Annotated in this window: 15 protein-coding genes; 8 read left to right on the top strand and 7 right to left on the bottom strand. The window is 40.5% G+C overall.

Going from position 1 to position 16,399, the window contains the following annotated elements:
- The first annotated feature begins 66 nt into the window (after window positions 1–66).
- Genes AB1K89_RS09105 through AB1K89_RS09090 form a run of 4 tightly spaced genes read left to right on the top strand, consistent with a single transcriptional unit; the run spans window position 67 to window position 4,258 of the window.
- The gene (locus tag AB1K89_RS09105) at window positions 67–1,236 is read left to right on the top strand and encodes a 2-methylaconitate cis-trans isomerase PrpF family protein (RefSeq protein ID WP_413054457.1); all 1,170 of its coding nucleotides are present in this window, start codon (window positions 67–69) and stop codon (window positions 1,234–1,236) included.
- A 22-nt stretch (window positions 1,237–1,258) separates the two neighbouring features.
- Window positions 1,259–2,233 carry a Bug family tripartite tricarboxylate transporter substrate binding protein gene (locus AB1K89_RS09100; protein ID WP_413054456.1) on the top strand — a complete coding sequence of 325 codons (975 nt, stop codon included), beginning with the start codon at window positions 1,259–1,261 and terminating at the stop codon, window positions 2,231–2,233.
- Between the two features lie 43 nt (window positions 2,234–2,276).
- Window positions 2,277–2,750: a tripartite tricarboxylate transporter TctB family protein gene (locus tag AB1K89_RS09095; protein WP_413054455.1), complete on the top strand. Its 474-nt coding sequence runs from the start codon at window positions 2,277–2,279 to the stop codon at window positions 2,748–2,750.
- Window positions 2,751–2,764: 14 nt separating this feature from the next.
- Window positions 2,765–4,258, top strand: coding sequence for a tripartite tricarboxylate transporter permease (locus AB1K89_RS09090; RefSeq protein ID WP_413054454.1), 1,494 nt, complete (start codon window positions 2,765–2,767; stop codon window positions 4,256–4,258).
- A gap of 234 nt (window positions 4,259–4,492) precedes the next feature.
- Here the strand turns inward: AB1K89_RS09090 and AB1K89_RS09085 are convergent, their stop codons facing one another.
- Both AB1K89_RS09085 and AB1K89_RS09080 read right to left on the bottom strand, forming a co-directional pair.
- Window positions 4,493–5,356: a hypothetical protein gene (locus AB1K89_RS09085; protein ID WP_413054453.1), complete on the bottom strand. Its 864-nt coding sequence runs from the start codon at window positions 5,354–5,356 to the stop codon at window positions 4,493–4,495.
- A 74-nt stretch (window positions 5,357–5,430) separates the two neighbouring features.
- On the bottom strand, window positions 5,431–6,180 hold the full coding sequence (locus tag AB1K89_RS09080) for an FxLYD domain-containing protein (RefSeq protein ID WP_413054452.1): 750 nt from the start codon (window positions 6,178–6,180) through the stop codon (window positions 5,431–5,433).
- Window positions 6,181–6,865: 685 nt separating this feature from the next.
- Here AB1K89_RS09080 and AB1K89_RS09075 point away from each other — a divergent pair.
- Entirely contained in the window at window positions 6,866–8,020 is a 1,155-nt protein-coding gene (locus AB1K89_RS09075) for an NAD(P)-dependent malic enzyme (protein ID WP_413054519.1), read from the top strand.
- Window positions 8,021–8,330: 310 nt separating this feature from the next.
- Here AB1K89_RS09075 and AB1K89_RS09070 read toward each other — a convergent pair whose 3' ends face one another.
- The 4 genes from AB1K89_RS09070 to AB1K89_RS09055 all read right to left on the bottom strand — a co-directional run bounded on the left by AB1K89_RS09070 (window position 8,331) and on the right by AB1K89_RS09055 (window position 12,860).
- On the bottom strand, window positions 8,331–9,704 hold the full coding sequence (locus tag AB1K89_RS09070) for a GntP family permease (protein WP_413054451.1): 1,374 nt from the start codon (window positions 9,702–9,704) through the stop codon (window positions 8,331–8,333).
- Between the two features lie 71 nt (window positions 9,705–9,775).
- Window positions 9,776–10,789 carry a 4-hydroxythreonine-4-phosphate dehydrogenase PdxA gene (gene pdxA, locus AB1K89_RS09065; protein ID WP_413054450.1) on the bottom strand — a complete coding sequence of 338 codons (1,014 nt, stop codon included), beginning with the start codon at window positions 10,787–10,789 and terminating at the stop codon, window positions 9,776–9,778.
- Between the two features lie 2 nt (window positions 10,790–10,791).
- Entirely contained in the window at window positions 10,792–12,093 is a 1,302-nt protein-coding gene (locus AB1K89_RS09060) for a four-carbon acid sugar kinase family protein (protein ID WP_413054449.1), read from the bottom strand.
- Window positions 12,090–12,860, bottom strand: coding sequence for a DeoR/GlpR family DNA-binding transcription regulator (locus AB1K89_RS09055; RefSeq protein ID WP_413054448.1), 771 nt, complete (start codon window positions 12,858–12,860; stop codon window positions 12,090–12,092). Before AB1K89_RS09055 ends, AB1K89_RS09060 begins: the two co-directional genes overlap by 4 nt.
- A 467-nt stretch (window positions 12,861–13,327) precedes the next feature.
- Here AB1K89_RS09055 and AB1K89_RS09050 point away from each other — a divergent pair, with 467 nt between their 5' ends.
- Entirely contained in the window at window positions 13,328–14,242 is a 915-nt protein-coding gene (locus AB1K89_RS09050; RefSeq protein ID WP_413054447.1) for a Kiwa anti-phage protein KwaB-like domain-containing protein, read from the top strand.
- A gap of 20 nt (window positions 14,243–14,262) precedes the next feature.
- Window positions 14,263–14,892: a hypothetical protein gene (locus AB1K89_RS09045; RefSeq protein ID WP_413054446.1), complete on the top strand. Its 630-nt coding sequence runs from the start codon at window positions 14,263–14,265 to the stop codon at window positions 14,890–14,892.
- Window positions 14,893–14,988: 96 nt separating this feature from the next.
- Here AB1K89_RS09045 and AB1K89_RS09040 read toward each other — a convergent pair whose 3' ends face one another.
- Window positions 14,989–15,255, bottom strand: a complete 267-nt coding sequence (locus tag AB1K89_RS09040; RefSeq protein WP_413054445.1) for a hypothetical protein — start codon at window positions 15,253–15,255, stop codon at window positions 14,989–14,991.
- Between the two features lie 967 nt (window positions 15,256–16,222).
- On the opposite strand from AB1K89_RS09040, the gene AB1K89_RS09035 reads away from it, so the two are divergent.
- On the top strand, window positions 16,223–16,390 hold the full coding sequence (locus tag AB1K89_RS09035) for a hypothetical protein (protein WP_413054444.1): 168 nt from the start codon (window positions 16,223–16,225) through the stop codon (window positions 16,388–16,390).
- The last annotated feature ends 9 nt before the right edge of the window (window positions 16,391–16,399 follow it).

Raw genomic sequence — 16,399 nt, 5'->3', positions numbered from 1 at the left:
TTATGGTCAGACTGTTGCTATAATCGGAATTGTAGTAATTAATGAAAATACTTAGAGGTGACGTACGTGTATATTCATGGACAGTTATACAAAATACCGACCGTTTTAATGAGAGGGGGAACTAGTAAAGGACTTATTATCAAAGATCAGGACCTTCCAATGGATGAGAATGAAAGGGAAAGAGTGATTACCACTATCTATGGCAGTTCAACGAATGGTCAAATTGATGGAATTGGAGGCGGTACACCCTTAACTAGCAAGCTCGCCATCGTCGGGCCTACTACCAAAATGGGTTGTGATATTTTTTATAAGTTTGGACAAGTGAGCGTCTATCAGAAGACGGTTGACTATAAAGTGACATGCGGCAATATGGCTTCTGCAGTAGGTCTGTTTGCAGTTGAAGAGGGCATGGTTGAAATGATTGAGCCGATTACGACGGTACGAATCTTCAATACGAATACAGAGCGAGTCATGGAAGTAGAGGTTCCAGTAGAGGATGGAAAAGTTGTAAGGGAAGGAGATTTTGAAATTTCCGGTGTGTCAGGGACTGCCTCTCCGATCATGGTCAACTTTTTAAACTTCGGTGGGTCTACAACGGGAAGGACTCTACCAACTGGAAATGCAATAGATGTAGTGAAGCTGAGCAACGAGAAAGAAGCGGAAGTGACAATTTTAGATGTAGGAAATGTGCTAATATTTGTGGAAGCGGCTCTTTTTGGTATTAATGGGACAGAGCTGTCTGATGTTTTCAATTCTACCACTAGCTTGAAAGAACAAATTGAGGAATTACGAGTAACTTGTGGTAGAAAACTAGGATTGTTTTCAGAAGGGGAGGTGGTGACCCCAGAAACTCACGCTCTTCCTAAAGTAGTAATCGTCTCAAAGGCTCAAGATTATTCCACAGAAAATAATGAATGGATTCACGCGGAAGGAATCGACATTGTTGGAAGATACATTGCCATGGGTACATTGCATAGGGCTTTTGCAGTGAGTGGAGCGATAGGTCTGGGAGTAGCGGCTAAGATACCTGGAACGATTCCCAATCGTTTGGCAAAAAACGTGGAGAAATCTACATTGCAGATTGGACATCCAACAGGAAGTATCTTAGTCGATGTGAAACTGAATCAAGTGCAACATGATTGGTTAGTAGAAAAAGCTGGGATTGGACGAACGGCTAGAAGAATTATGGACGGTAACTCGTATATCTCCACAAAACTTTTAGAGCATCATCATTAATAACGATAATGGGGGATTAAAGATGAAGAAAATCTTGTTGTTAATTAGTATGGCAATGCTTATTATTTCAGCTGGTTGTTCTGCAAAAAGCGCACAGGAGAATTTTCCGACAAGACCTATCGAGGTCATTGTTCCATTTGGTGAAGGCAGTGCAAGTGATACGTTTGCTAGAAAATTTACAGAAATCTTGTCGAAAAATGGTGATCAGCCATACCAAACTGTCAACAAGGATGGTAGTGGCGGATTAATCGGTATGATGCATGCTCATAAGCAACCGAATGATGGATATACGATTCTTGAAATCACTCCATCTCATGTCATTGCAGATGTATTGGGGAAAGGGAAGAACGTAAAACTATTAGAGGACTTCGAACCACTTGCTCATATTCAATCCGATATTTATGTTCTATCAGTGAATGTGAATAGTCCAATCGAAAGCTTTGAGGATTTGATTGATAGTGGAAAGAAGGGCCCTATCACGTTTGCAGGAGTGAGTCCAGGCGGGCTGGATGATCTTGTCATTAGCTCGTTTGCACAAAAAGCAGACATCCAAACAACCTTCATTCCTTATAAATCTGGTGCAGAAGTTAAAGCTGCAGCATTAGGTGGCGAGGTTGATATCTACTTGGATAAGTTAGTAAACGTTGTCAATTATATTAAGGCTGGTAAAGTAAAGCCAATCGTAGTTTTCAGCAGTGATAGAATAACGCAATTACCGGAACTTAAAGATACTCCTACAGCGGTTGAAAAAGGGGTGGACGTTACAATTGGCTCGTGGAGAGGGTTTGTCATCAAGAAAGACGCTCCTCAAGAAGTAAAAGATTATTTAATCACTGCGATGAAAGAGGCTAGTGAAACTGAAGAATATAAAGCATTTGCGGCAGACAACCTCGTGAATATAGGAGAAGAGTATTTGGGTCCTGAAGATTTCAAACAAAAAATGCTATCGGAGTACGAAGCATTTGATGAAGTTAGTAAAACGATCGGATTGAAGTAATAATGCAGGGGGGATTACCCCCTGATTGAAGGGAGGATTCTTGATGGGAGAAATAATCGTATTAATTATATTAATTGGTGTGGCCTCATTTATGTTAAAGGAGTCGTTCGCCATTGAAAACGTTAGAGTTATCGACCCTGTCGGTGCAGATGGTTTTCCGAGAACGATATTAATCCTTCTCCTCATCTTACTGGTGATATCTTTATTCAAAGCTATTAAAAGTAGGAGAGAACGACAAGAAGAAAAGCTTCCAATTCCAGTGTTAATTCAATTTGGTGGAATCGTATTGGCAATTGCGATATTCACAATTCTATCAGATTTTATAGGCTTTTTGTTTTCTGCAGTTTTTATCACATTGGCTCTGTTGCTGATTTTGGGAGAGAGAAAGCATATCCGGATAATTGCATTAGTCATACTTCTTCCAATAGGGTTTTCGTTGCTATTTGGTGGTTTATTAGGGGTTCCACTACCACGTGGAATTGGATTCTTTAATGAAATTAGTCGGTTTATTTACTAAGGGGTGAGAATAACATGGATTTTAGTTTATTATTAGAAGGCTTATCCACATCACTATTGCCATTCAACTTAATGCTCATTATTGTAGGAATGCTGATTGGAGTAGCTTTTGGTGCACTTCCAGGAATAAGTTCTTCAATGGCGATCGTACTAATGTTACCGTTTACATACTACATGGGAATTATTCCTTCAATAATGCTCTTAGTTGCCATCTATACGGGATCTGCTTATGGAGGATCGATCACGGCTATTTTATTCAATACGCCAGGTACTCCGGAAGCGGTGGCAACTACATTTGACGGCTATCCAATGGCGCAGAAAGGACAAGCGGGCAGGGCATTAGGACTTGCGATAACTGCTTCGGCATTCGGGGGAATCTTCTCGATTTTTGTCATGTTATTCCTGTCGCCTCCGCTATCTTCAATAGCGCTTAAAATTCAGTCCGCGGAATATTTTGCATTAACCTTTTTAGGGATTGCAGTCATTTCGTCTATTGGGTCAAAGGACATTTTCAAAGCGTTGGCATCTGGTTTAATAGGGATTTTAATTGCTTTGATTGGTATTGATCCTATTGGCGGAATTGAAAGATTCACTTTCAATTCAATTGAATTGATGAATGGTCTTAATTTCATTCCGATCATGATTGGTGCATTTGCTTTAGGGGAAGTGCTTTCCCAAGTGGCTTCCAGACATTCGACAAAGAATCTTTCTGGACCAGAGCAAGGAAAATTAATTCTAACAGGTGTTAAGATAAAAGATTTCTTACAACATAAGTGGGTTGCCTTAAAATCAGCAGTTATTGGTACGGTGATTGGTATTCTACCAGGTACTGGGGGCTCAATCTCCTCCTTTGTAAGTTATGGTGTAGCCATGAGAACAAGTAAAAACAAGGACCAATTCGGTTTAGGATGCGAGGAGGGAGTCGTTGCTCCTGAAACCTCAAATAACGCTGCAGCAGGCGGTGCTATGATTCCAACACTTGTACTAGGGATACCTGGTAGTCCAACAACAGCAATCATTTTGGCTGCATTGGCTTTACAAGGTCTCCAACCGGGTCCTCAACTGATGGTAGATCAACCGTTGTTGCTTTACTGTATCTTCTTTGCAATGCTTATTGCGAGTCTACTGACATTCATCGGTGGACGTTTAGGAGTTCGTGCTTTTACCGTGTTGTTGAAATTGCCTTATCCAATATTGGCGACCTTTATCATTATGCTATCCATATTAGGTGCCTACGCAGTCGACAACAATCTATTCAATGTATGGATTATGCTTATCTTCGGTGTAATCGGATATTTAATGAAGAAATATGATTTCTCACCGGCGGCGCTTGTGTTGGGGCTCGTCTTAGGACCAATGATGGAAGAGTCATTCAGACGCCAATTATTAGTGACGGGCGGAGACTATATGTCATTCGTTACACAGCCTATCTCTTTAGTAATTTTGATTTTTGCGGTTATTTCTTTAGTCTTCCCGTTCTTGAAGGTGAGTAAGAAGTTAGAGGTATAATCGCTTTAATGTAACCTAGACTGACAAACAATCAGTTATGTTGAGGAAGTGTTGAAACGTTGGACATAAAAGGAGTCAACCAGCTGGAATTGGTTGGCTTTTTTTGTATTTGTTGATTGTAAGATAGTTTTCATGACAGTTGGGCAGGTCATCGTTTGGGAGGAATCGAGAAGTATGAAAAACGGTTTTATAGAAAAAAGCCAAGAGAATCGCTCTCTTGGCTACTTCAAATTCTTATAGACTGTCATTCACCTGCATAATCGTTTCAATTAAATTAGCAATCGTTTCTGATTTAACCGAATCAGGAGCGGATTCACCAGTAGGATTCACCCAAGTGTATTTGTTGGTTGCTTCATCATACGTATAGTCGTTATCCAGCAAGTATTGATGTAATGAATCAGGCACTTTATTTGTACCTGTTACTTGTTTCCAATAATCGGTTGTCTGGACATACAACTCAACGTCATCAAGACTGGATGAAATGACTAACATATCCGTTGGTGTCTTACTGATCCATGTACCTTTAGAATTGATTCCAAGTTGCAGTCCTTCTATTCCAGAAATCCCGTCTAGATTTACTCCGAAAATTTGATTGATGACGATTCGGTGTTCAGCACCGGTTAAGGCATAATCATGAGCTGTAATATAGGCATCCATCACTTTCGCTTTTGGTAATTTCATGATTTCTGAATCAGTCAGATTTTCGGCTTCACGAAGGGTTTCCATAATAGCACTGTCATAACTATGTAGCTTGTTTCCATAATTATGTTTAGAAACATTATCTAAATCAATGTCAAATATAGCCTGAACAGCTTTTCGAACCTCATTGCCTTTAACTTTTTTACCAAAGGATTCAAGGTATTTATCCATTAGATTAACTTTTCTCATTGTCTCAATTTGGTTATCCTTTTCAGTAGAGTGTTTATCAACGCTTAAACTCATACGAAGGAATTCCATCACTTTCTTAGGATATTTTGTTGTTTGATGTTGTTCATGAGGAGAATGAATACTATCTGCATGAACCATTCCTGTTCCAATAGAAAGAGTCATGCTTGTTAAAAGAGCACCTACGATGAGTTTTACTGTTATGGTTTTCAATTTGGAATCTCCCTATCTATTATTATTACGCATTTCCCATTAATCGTAAAGAGCTTATAGATTTACTTATCTAACTAATTTTGCGGATCCTCATAAGCTATGGCTTTCACTTTTGTTACTTTTCCATAAATCTCGTCTGATAAATAGGGATAAAATGTTTCGAATTCCACGGAATCATTCTCTCCTAAATTCACATCATTCATTATCCTAAGTACAGCTAGTAATTCTCCCTTGTCGTTATACAATCCGGCGGCGACTTCAACGTGATCTATTTTTTTTGTGTGGGGATTCGTAATGGTTCCTGTCACTTCATAGGGGAGGCTGTCATTTTCATATTTCTTTTCAAACTGTACATTACTGGTTTCCAACTTCAATAATTCATCGTCTGTCCCGGCAACTTCCATTTCGACTGTAATGCCTTTCACTTTGTCAGGATCCGTGAAGCCTTCGTCCCGTATTTCTAGTGAATCCACAACGTAAGCTGTCTCGTTTGGCATAATGATCGTGGGGATAGGAGTCAGTAACACCCCTTCAAGAACTTCGTCTTCCTCATCAAGGAATTCTACATACATTCTCTGCACGTCGATCGGTACATTGTTTTCGTTTTTTAATTCCGCTGAATAACTAACCCAGACAGCTTCTTTTCTTTTCCACGATCTAAAAACTTCATCGACAACGGTTACCGTTAGCTCTTCATTTTCTTTACTCACTTCATCATGACTGCTGCTTGGCGTGTTTCCTGCATCCGTCGTTGGCTTCGTTCCACAAGCAGCTAACAATAGAAGTAATCCGCTTCCAACGATGGATAGGAATTTGTTTTTCAAATGAATGACCTCCTAATCTACTAGTCCTCTTCATTAATACAACCATACCTTACATTAATTACAAATACTATCCAACTAACTTCCTCTCAGAGAATGTCGGATTCGCAAATTTGGTGCCGTCCGTGTCCCGAGTTTGATTGGGAATTGGTGAATAGGCGATTGAGGAAATTGTTGATAAAGATAAGGAAGAACCGGGCTATTATTTAGAGGGAAATTAGTAATAGGAGTGTCGGAATGAACGAAAAAATACGGTTTTAAAGGTGCGTGTCGTGTACCTCATTTCACAAAACTTTAATATTCGAATATTTACAGCCTCTTCCCTTGGAGAATCGGGGAGGGGTTTTATGTTGTCCATGATAGCTTTAAACTCCATAGCAGGTTGCCAAAAAGGTTAAAGGTTACTGTTCATGCAGATATTTTATATGTAATCTATTAAATTTATCTGTATAGTACAAGTAAAAATTAGTATCGAATTTGCAAGTATATATATTGTTTTTTCTGTATTTAGAAGTAATAATGAATTAGTAGCTGGTATAAACGGAAGAATATCAATTACAATCAGCTTGCGGATTTTTACTCTAGTTCCTTCCGAACCAACTGGACAGCTTGTAACCCCCGAGTGAGTAGAATAAAAGAGGAGAGGATTATATTGAAGAATTATCAAAGGTCTTTGGATCTTCATGAAATGTGGCAAGGGAAATTAGAGATTACGGTCAAAGCCCCTATTAATAATGCGGAGGATCTAAGTCAGGCCTACTCTCCAGGAGTTGCAGGTCCCTGTATTGAAATTGCCAACGAAAAGGAATCAATCTATAAATATACGATGAAAGGTAATACGGTGGCAGTTATCAGCAATGGGACAGCTGTCCTTGGCCTGGGCGATATTGGAGCGGAGGCGGCAATCCCGGTAATGGAAGGGAAATCCGCGCTTTTTAAACGGTTTGCGGGTATTAACTCTGTTCCCCTATGTCTTGATACACGCGATGCTGAAGATTTCATCCGTACCGTTAAAAACCTTGCCCCTGTATTCGGTGGTATTAATTTAGAAGATATTGCGGCTCCTGATTGTTTTTATATAGAAGAGCGGCTGAAAGAGGAATTGGACATCCCTGTTTTTCATGATGACCAGCATGGAACAGCGATTGTTGTAGCTGCTGCCCTGTTGAATGCTGGAAAGCTTGTAGGCAAAGAAATTAGTGAGATGAAAATTGTAATTAATGGAGCAGGTGCGGCAGGTATTGCGGTTGCAAAACTGTTGCATTCATTCCAAGCAAAAGAAATTATCGTATGCGACACAAAGGGCGCTATTTATAGAGAGCGGCCGCTTGGTATGAACGCATTGAAAGACGTGCTTGCTGAATTTACAAATCTCCAACGCAAACAGGGGGATTTGTCAGATGTCATCCAAGGCGCAGACGTATTTATCGGAGTGTCAGCTGCGGGGGCATTAACGACTCAAATGATCGAATCGATGGACAAAGATCCCATCGTATTTGCGTTAGCTAATCCCACACCAGAAATCATGCCGGAAGAAGCAAAATTGGCAGGCGTACGCGTCATAGGCACTGGCCGTTCGGATTATCCAAATCAGATTAACAATTTGCTTGCCTTCCCCGGAATATTCAAGGGCGCCCTGCAAGTTCGCGCAAGTCAAATCAATGAAGATATGAAGATTGAAGCCGCCAAAGCCATTGCTTCACTGGTTTCGCTAGAGGAGCTATCTGAGGAATATGTCATCCCCAATCCATTTGACAGCAGGGTTGTGGATAGTGTAGCTCAAGCAGTCGCTTTGTCGGCATGCCGGTCAGGAAAAGGCCTTCTGTGTGAAGTGGTAGTGTAAGCCCGGAAAAGTGAATCAAGTCATGCCCGAAGTGATTAACCAAGTCGCTTTTCAAGTAATCGGGAATGATTACACTATCTCAATGGCTTCAGAAGCTGGACAATTGAACCTATATGTAAGCTAACAAAAGAAGTAAACCGCATCCAACGATTGAAAGGGTGTAAAGGCGCTCATCAACTTAGGGCAACGCTTTGAAAAGCATCCCGGGGGTCATGTAATCCCAGGGGGGCTTTTCAAATTGGTGGTGCCTATATCATAGATGGGCTTTGCCAATGTATCGATACAAATTCTCTGTGAAGACCGTTACACTTTATCCCACAAACAGATTAGCTACTAGAATACTAACCAGTGACACGAGCCAAGCGATTGTGGTAGGGACGGACCAAACTAGTATTTGTTCTTTTACTTTTTTGACGCCGAGCATGCGGTTTACGACCCAGAACAAGCTATCATTAAAGTATGAGAAAATCATTGCACCGAGTGCGGCTGCTTGTGCTGCCAATGCCATGTTAACGTCGAGGTTGATGAGGATTGGTGCTGATATGGATGCTGCTGTAATCATGGCGACTGTGCCACTTCCTTGGATTAAACGGACTAATGTTGCGATGATAAATGGAATCAATACTGCTGGTATAGGAAGTGTCGCAACTTGTTGGGCGATATAGTCTCCCGCTCCGCTGCTGCGTAGTACTTGCCCTAACGCACCGCCCGCGCCGGTTACGAGTAAGATAATTCCTGCTGTTACCATACCTTCTTCCATTCTCTCAAGCGCTTGATCGCGTTTTAATGGCCCCGCTAACAAGTAGATAGCTGCAACTAATGAGAGGCCGACTGCAATAATTGGTTGCCCTATGAATAGAACGTAGTCGATCCATCCTCCTTTAATGCCCGACGCTTGCAATGTTGTGTTCACAAAGATGAGCACAATTGGAAGCAAGATAGGGAACATGGAACGGAATAATGAAGGGAGTTCTTTGTTTCTATCGTCTGTGATCCGGACGAGTTCTTGGTAGGACATTTGTTCTTCCGGCCGTTCGAAATCTAGTCCGTCTTCGGTAGGAATTTGATAGATTCGTTTGCCGATCCATTTAGCATAGAAGACACCTGAAATGACAATCGGAATCGCGAACAGCAATCCCCAAGCGATCATTTTGCCGATATCGACACCGAAGATGCCAGCGACGCCTAAAGGTCCAGGAGTCGGTGGTACGGCATGATGCGTAGCGACCAACCCGATAGCAAGAGCAACGCCAAGTGTGATAACGGATTTACCTGTTTTTCGTGACAGCGCTTTCACTAACGGGTTAAGAATGACAAATGCAGAGTCTACAAAAATAGGAATCGATACGATATAGCCGGCAATGGCCATAGCCCATTCTTCTTTTCGTTTTCCGACGAAACGGATTAAGCTGTACGCGAGACGCTCAGCTGCTCCAGAAACTTCTAAAATACGACCGATCATGACTCCGAATCCGATAACAATTCCGATAGAGCCAAGTGTGCTTCCGAATCCTGAAGAAATTGAGGCAGAAACTTCTATCGGATTCATGCCACCGATTAATCCGGTCAATGATGCGGCGATAATTAAAGCTAGAAAAGCATGAATCTTTGTTTTCAAAACGAGAAAGATTAAAGCAGCTACACCAATAACGAGACCTAAGATCATTTGCATTTCTGGCGACATACGGATTCCTCCAATTTAGTTGTAATGGGTCGGTAAAGGGGAGAATGGCTCTCCCTTTATCGAAAGGTATTTCACAATGATTCTTCTGTAAATTTTGGTGCGTATTCTGCAGCTAGCTTAATGCACTCTTCCATGCTGACGCTGGATGCGATATTCTTCCATGCGATGTCAAATGCAGTCCCGTGATCAACGGAGGTGCGTAAAAATGGAAGGTTGTTCGTAATTGAGATCGTGCGATGGAAGTCGGTCATCTTCGCCGCGATATGGCCTTGATCGTGGTAGAGGGCAAGGACCGCGTCGTATTTGCCGTTCAACGCTTGGAAAAATACTGAGTCAGCCGGGACCGGACCATAAGCATCAATTCCGTCTTTCTTTGCAGCTTCAATTCCCGGTGCGATTTCATTCACCTCCTCCATGCCGAACAGACCGCCTTCACCACTATGTGGATTCAACCCAGCAACTGCGATTTTTCTGTTTTCGACACCAAGACGTTGCAATGCGACGTCACAACGGTTCAGATAGTCTTGTACCCGTTCTTTCGTCATTTGCGAAATTGCTTCTTTCAATGAAACATGGCGAGTCAGGAAGAAAATTCTCATGCCGTTCACTTGGAACATTGTGAGTGGATCTGCTGCTCCACCAAGGTCTTCCAGCATTTCAGTGTGTCCAATGTAAGGAACTTCAGCGGCTTTCAATGATTCTTTATTGATTGGCGTCGTAGCAAGTGCAGACACTTCGCCATTCATTGCGAGTTCAACCGATTTTTTAATGAATTCGAAAGCGGCACGTCCACATTGGGCTTGAACTTGACCAGGTTGTAATTCGTCCATATTAATATTCTCCATGTCCAATACATCAATCGTACCGAATTCGTACTTTCCTTCTCCAGGTTCGCTGATAATGTTTACACCCAAGTTTACTTCAGTGATGTCAATTGCTTTTTTAATTACCTCTACATCGCCCACGACGAGTGGATTACACATATTGTAAATTTCCTTTTTAGCCAGTGATTTCACTGTGATCTCTGGCCCGATTCCTGCAGCGTCGCCCATTGGGATAGCGATGATGTTCAGTTTGTCTGTCATTATTACACACTTCCTTCATGATTTTTTGTTTGTAAAAATGAAATACATTTGTAAATTGAATGCTTTTCTCCGACCATGCCACCTTTTGTCACTACTGGGATGCCGTCGAAGCTGCCGCCGATGAATTTTCCATATGCGGCTAACGGGATGACTTCCTCGTGCAGCTGAATGGCTTCGGCATCGCTGACGGCAAATAATGCTGCAGTGACATCACCGCCACTTGAAAATGTCCCATCGATTTTGATAGTACTGTTTTGGATGATTGTATGTGTTACTTTAGCTAGCCCGGTCGTAATTCGCTTTGCTATTAATTCCTCAGTGGTGTTTTCTTTCTTGGCAATCTCGGCTAATGGTAAACGTCTTGAAGTCGGAGAAAGGGTTGTAATGATCAATACTTTTTCTTCTTTTAATTTTGTCAAACCTTCTTCAATGGCCCGCGAGATTTCCCGATCCCATTTATCGGTCATCGTCGCTAATTGTTCCGCGTCGACATAGACAGGAGAAGAATTCGTCTTGTCTATCAGATAGCGCAATTGTCGTCCAGTCATCCCGGTAACACTTCCGATTGTTGCAATATATTTGCTTTCATGCAGGCTTCTTCTTGCCAATACGCGCGCAAATGAGGCCGAAAGTGGGCCGGGGTCTACAGGGAAAAGGATTTGTCCTTCCATAGATGCCATAGACTCAGCGATATCGCTGATTTCTTCATTCGTGACAGCGTCCACTACAATGATTCTCTTTCCATTTTTAATTAAGGCCTGTAAGGAGGAAGTAATGCGAGTTGTCCCTTGCAAAACATCCCCTAATCCGATATGTCCGACTTCATATTCACTTTGCTCTTCAATGACTGCCGGTACATACGATTTCCTAATGGGATTCAAAGGGTCTTTTGCTACATCCGTTTCTTGGACAGGCACTCCTTCGACTAATAAATACCCGCCAGACGTCACCCTGCCAGAATCCGGATATGATGCCACGACGATCGCAACGCTGTCCTCTCCGGTCTTTTCCAACATCGCATCGATTTCCGAACCGATATTCCCGCGAATTGTACTATCTATTCGTTTGGTGATCACATCTGCTCCCCATGACGAAAGCTGATTATATGTATGGCGAACCCGCTCATCGGCGGTAGAGGGGGAGACATAGCGACTATCTGTATCAACGCAGATTGAAGTGAATTTATTGGAAGTAGGCACTTTTCCCCCGAACACAATGGTGGCGCTTTGAAACCCGGCCTCCGCCAGCCTCACTCCTGTTGCATTCGCCCCTGTTAAGTCATCTGCTATAATTCCAATTTTCATATTTCCACCTGCTCTGAAATGATAATATCAACCGATTCATTGTATTTTTCCAAGATATCATCCGTGATGTTATAGTCTGTAATGATTGTTGAAACAACCTCAAGATTACAGATTTTCGAAAAAGATTTTTGATTGAATTTCGTAGAATCAGCCACAAGGATGATTTGTCCAGCCGTTCTGATCATTGCCCGTTTTAAAGATGACTTTTCTATCGAAGGCGTTGTAACGCCAAACGTCGAATGAATCGCATTGGCTCCCAAGAAGAATAAATCGACATGGAGGGAACTCAATATATCTTTTGTTAACGAGCCGTAGAGAGTTCCGGTCTCCGTCTGAAGCCGTCCACCGATTACAATGACTTCTAGGCGACTCTCCATTAGTTCAGCGGCAATTTTAATATCGTTTGTAATAACTGTGATATGCTCACGGGACTTTAACAGCTTTGCAATTTCAAGCGTTGTTGTTCCGGAGTCCAGCAATACAGTCATACCCTCGCTCACAAACGAAATCGCTTTTACTGCAATCGCTTTCTTTTCTTCGACGGCCAAAACCGATTTTGAGGCGAATGTCCTTTCTCGAATAAGAGCCTGGGTTAGGATAGCTCCGCCATGTGTACGTATTAGCTTATTCTGCTTCTCCAATACATCAAAATCACGTCGAATCGTCATCGGGGTCACTTCAAGCATATCGGCTAACTGAGCGATTTCAGCCTTCCCATACGATTCCAGAATAGCTATTATTTTTATTCTTCGTTCTTTTGGAGACATCTCAAAGCCACCTACTCCACAATGTTCATATCTAACACTTCGAAATGTTAGTTATGAACATTATTATGGTTCTATTTATTGTGTAAGTCAACAATTATTTGACCATTCTGACCAGTTGTTATAATTGGGTATTGTGCGGTGAAGGACGCTTCGAGGAGTTAATCAAGTGAGCACTCTTTAATTCATAACATTATGTTTTTGACAATGCATATATGTTCACACCCTAATGAGGGTGAACTCTTCTTCAGACGAATTGTCAAATCAATGTGGTACCTGCATACGCTTTGTCGGGGTATTTCCGATGACTTGCCAACCGGCAGGCGTTTCTGACCCACATTTGAATACCGGCAATCGCTAGAGGATCCGAATTAAAAAAGAATGTTATACCGAAGAAATGTTGTAAAAAAGAAGGAGATTAGTCGCTATTTGTCGAAATAGACAAATAAGACTAAAAGGGGGTTATTATCTTGGATATTAGTAGACTTAGACAATTTATTAATAATCTTGATGTAAATGAAGTAGACTCAGTTTCGGTAAAATTAGTACAAAAGATTAATGCCGATTATGAAGTGTATGAACCTACCGTGCGTCGTCCAGTTAGAGAAGATTTGAAGAACTTGTACTCTGAAGTTTTTCAAACAAGATTATTTGAACTTCCCCAAGAGGATTACAACCCAAATTTAGGTCAAGACGGTTATCTCTCTATTGCTAATTTGGATGTTGCTCATGTAAACCGTACTATAATCGAGTTAGAGTCAGAGGAAAACATCCACGGCGATATGGCTGAACTTGACCTTGAAACAATAAACTTTTATTGCATAAGACTTGAGCATGATAATAAATGTGCTTATATATTTAGAAGGTTTACGAAAATGAAGAAAATCAGACAGGGTATATTGGGAATTCTAGAAGATAACTCATTAAGAAAAGTAAACAACGAACTATTTATAGGACTGGATAGAGATATAGATATTTTAGTGTTTGAAAATGAAATGTTAATCATTAATAGATTTGCGTTACAAACAATATTCAATTTGCAAGACTATTTTACCGATAGAGCTACCGAGGCATTGCAACAAATTCAAAGAGGGAATGTGATTGAGAACTTCGACGAATTTAGAGAAGATTGCTTAAATGATAGGCAAGCTTCTAAAAGAATTACAAAGATAATAAATACTCCTGGTCGAATCGAAGGTTTTTTAGAAATGGCGCATTTATTACCCTATGTAATTGCAGAAGCCGATTTGGATATTGAGTTAAATGAAAATGGACAAATAGTATACACACGAAACAGACAGGTACGAAGTCAAATACTTTTCTGTATTGCTGATGGATATTATTTATCTCTCATGTTAGGTCGAGTAGGTGAGGATATTTCATAGTTTTAGAAAGGAGAATAAGTTTGAGGATTTCCCGAGTAATTCAAAAAGTACTCTTTTACCTTTCTTCTTTCATTCCATTGTATATACTGCTTTTTATCCAAAACATACAAATTCTTGATTCTTCAGGTAATCTACTTGCTTTCAAGGAAATTTCAAATCAATTTTTGAAAACTAGCCCTTCCGTGTCTGTTTTTTGGGTTGGTTTGTTGGTTTTGTTTTTGCTATCTTTATTTGGAGTAGGTTTATTTTTTTTAGTTTATACTAAAACAGAAGGAAGAGTAGGTCAAATAACAGATACGGGCTTAGTTAGAGAAGATACAATGGGTTATATAGTTACCTATATTGTCCCATTAATTTCCATGGATATCCATAGTGGCAGAAGTCTAATTATTAATTTTCTACTCTTTGCTATCATAGGAACATTTTACGTAAGAAATGACCAGTTATTTATGAACCCTTTATACAATGTTTGTGGATATAATGTGTTTTCATCAGAAGAGAATATTTATATTACAAAGATAAGTAAATCAAAACTAAAAATCATTGCCAAGAGAAATATATCTGTAAGGAAAGTAAATTTAGTTGGAGATATTTATCTGGTATCTGAACATCAATCAAAATCCGAAAATCATGATGATTTATATAAGTAAACAAAGGATGACGGAAAGCAGCTACAATTTTGAGAGGTCGGCAAATCGAAGCCTGGTTCTGAATGTCTTAGAACCAGGCCTTTTTCTTACTCCCACTTACACTTTTAACCCGTCCAAAACAGTAGACGTGAATTTCCGGATCTCGACGACGGGATCGAGCCGGTGGCCAAAGATGATCCAGTCGTAAATCGTTCCTCTCATGCAGCGGGTGATGAGCATGGAAATGGCTTCATCGGTCAAGTCATTCCTGAATTCTCCGGCTTGGATTCCTTCCTTTACAAGGAAGTGGATGATCCTGTACAAGTTCCGGTTCGGGTCGGACAAATAGTGGTCTTGTTCGATGGTGAGGGAAAGGGCGCTCATACATTTTTAAGAGTGGGGAAGCCAATCAAATCGATATTTGATTGGCTTTTGGTTGTATATAAATGTGTTTTATTGAATTGTTATAAATGCACCGTACACAGGCACCCGTACTACGTGTAGTGATAGATAACCCGAAGGCAAGTATTTGGTACGGGGGACCGGCAGATTCATTCGTAGCAGCTAAAAAGGAAAACCTGCAGGCTTAACAATCAAAAAATGCAGATAAAATTGATACGAAATCGGGATCAGCTCTAGCCATGTCTGCAGGACTAGGAGAATCTGCTATTGGGATCACTTTTATGCACAACGGATTATGACATGTTGAAGAAGGCTTTACTAATATCAGTGTTGTTGCTCTTGAAGATGGAACATGGTATTTAACTGCTACTATTGGCATTATCGGAGGTGCACCCGAATTGGAGGCAGCAAAAAGTATTTGTTGATTGGGCTTTAACTAAAGAAGCCCAGGAAATTGGATAACAATTTCGGTTCATACCAATTCCCGACTGGATGCGGTTATTGAATAATTTGCACCTAATATCAGGTATTTGCAAACGGGCTGGATTATTTGCTACAAAAGCTAAATAGTAATATGAGTGTAGTGTAGGAATGAACTTGAAGTACGGTCATAAAACGCGCGTCGCACCTCAGTTCTCAAAACGTTAATCTGCAAAAATTTACAGCCATTTCCCGAGTTTGTAGGGAAGGAAATTTTGTTGTTATCCATTGTCTCTTTAAACCACTGTATAGTAGCTTGCAAAACATAGGGATTATAAGTTTTCGAAACTGAATACTAGCTCTTTAAAACTAGCAGGTAATTCATATATCTAATAGAAGAGTCAAAAAAATGATAATAGAGTTGTAAGTATACATTGATTTTTCTGTATTTGGGGATGATAATGAATTAGTAGCTTAATGGAAAAAGACAGAATATCAATTGGAAATTAACCAAAAGGAGAGATATGTGATGAATAAAGAAAAGGCCTTTATCGATTTGTACCAATTACTGATTTTCTATTCAGAAAACCGGGATTTACCAGTTCCCGAAGATTTTAATTTTTTTGATGAGATTAAGAAGAAATGTGCAATTCTAGAATTGGATTTCGAAACTATTAGTAAGGAATTTAATCTATAAAAGAAGGTT

Origin of the sequence: Sporosarcina pasadenensis (assembly GCF_047228845.1) — a bacterium.
Classification (GTDB): domain Bacteria; phylum Bacillota; class Bacilli; order Bacillales_A; family Planococcaceae; genus Sporosarcina.
Note: the sequence above shows the minus strand (reverse complement) of the source record. Positions and strands in the feature narration are given on the sequence as shown.

Bases quoted from the DNA above. Each gene is read 5' to 3' on its own strand.
- AB1K89_RS09035 (WP_413054444.1), top strand. From the start codon at position 16,223: ATGAATAAAGAAAAGGCCTTTATCGATTTGTACCAATTACTGATTTTC.
- AB1K89_RS09060 (WP_413054449.1), bottom strand. From the start codon at position 12,093: ATGAAAATTGGAATTATAGCAGATGACTTAACAGGGGCGAATGCAACA.
- AB1K89_RS09095 (WP_413054455.1), top strand. From the start codon at position 2,277: ATGGGAGAAATAATCGTATTAATTATATTAATTGGTGTGGCCTCATTT.
- AB1K89_RS09090 (WP_413054454.1), top strand. From the start codon at position 2,765: ATGGATTTTAGTTTATTATTAGAAGGCTTATCCACATCACTATTGCCA.
- AB1K89_RS09055 (WP_413054448.1), bottom strand. From the start codon at position 12,860: ATGTCTCCAAAAGAACGAAGAATAAAAATAATAGCTATTCTGGAATCG.
- AB1K89_RS09070 (WP_413054451.1), bottom strand. From the start codon at position 9,704: ATGTCGCCAGAAATGCAAATGATCTTAGGTCTCGTTATTGGTGTAGCT.
- AB1K89_RS09040 (WP_413054445.1), bottom strand. From the start codon at position 15,255: ATGAGCGCCCTTTCCCTCACCATCGAACAAGACCACTATTTGTCCGAC.
- pdxA (WP_413054450.1), bottom strand. From the start codon at position 10,789: ATGACAGACAAACTGAACATCATCGCTATCCCAATGGGCGACGCTGCA.
- AB1K89_RS09100 (WP_413054456.1), top strand. From the start codon at position 1,259: ATGAAGAAAATCTTGTTGTTAATTAGTATGGCAATGCTTATTATTTCA.
- AB1K89_RS09075 (WP_413054519.1), top strand. From the start codon at position 6,866: ATGTGGCAAGGGAAATTAGAGATTACGGTCAAAGCCCCTATTAATAAT.